The organism is Enterococcus sp. NBRC 3427 (assembly GCF_007996925.1).
Lineage (GTDB): Bacteria > Bacillota > Bacilli > Lactobacillales > Enterococcaceae > Enterococcus_B > Enterococcus_B lactis.
Genome location: NZ_BJLL01000123.1, coordinates 1 through 849 on the forward strand (window position 1 = coordinate 1; position 849 = coordinate 849).

The following is an 849-nucleotide window of genomic DNA, read 5'->3' on the forward strand; positions in this document are numbered from 1 at the left end:
TCCCTTCTTTTTCTTTATCAGTTGCGTGAACGATTATGCGTCAAAAACAAACGATTATTTGACATAACTACTGTCTTCCATGAGAATACACGAAGGAAACACCCATAATATAAAAAACATTTTTTAAATCGATTTTTTCTATTACTCCTTGTATTCTTTTGTTTTTTCAAGAATAATTAAATGTGTAAGTGAATATGAATGAACGGAGGTGCAAAAGACCCCCTTGTCGATCAGCCGCACGTGTTCTTGAAAGGAGAAAACATGAAAAAACTCACTCATTTGTTTTTTGTTGTGTTGACACTTCTGCCATTTGCTGCCACGCCTGTCCAAATGCACGCCCAAGAAACGTATACGATTAAAGCAGAACAACATGCGACGACCAAAGTTGTTCCTGAACTCTCGTCTATCTCTCGTATCCCTTTCACTACCCAAGAACCAGATCCGCACAACGCAGCATTGGTTCCTTTAACCGGTGGCGTCAGTTTCTCCTCTTTTCTCTCTCCTTTTTCTGCTGTTGGTGCTACATTAAGTTCTGCATTGGTTTCCCTCCCTGCTTCTGCTGCAGTAGTTTCTGCTATCCTAGGAGCAGGACTTGGTTATAGTTTTTACCAACTAGGTTCCTCCTTAGGCGTCGCCACTGCAGACTTACTCAAAACGAATGCGAGCTTGTATGAATTATCTTCCAATAATCCTGCCCTGCAACAAGAATTGGCCGCTTTTGCCACTTCGGGGATTGATTCTACTACTAGTACCTATAATTTCTCGCAAGGTCTGCAAAAAAGATACGCGCAAGACGTGACCAGTCATGCATTGATGCGGGAATATTTGACAGGAACAACGGATCATGGT

General features: G+C 41.7%; 1 protein-coding gene. It reads left to right on the plus strand.

The window, feature by feature from the left end; translation table 11 throughout:
* Positions 1-198: 198 nt before the first annotated feature.
* A partial coding sequence (locus ESP02_RS13155; RefSeq protein WP_146926085.1) for a hypothetical protein occupies positions 199-849 on the plus strand: 651 nt, incomplete at its 3' end.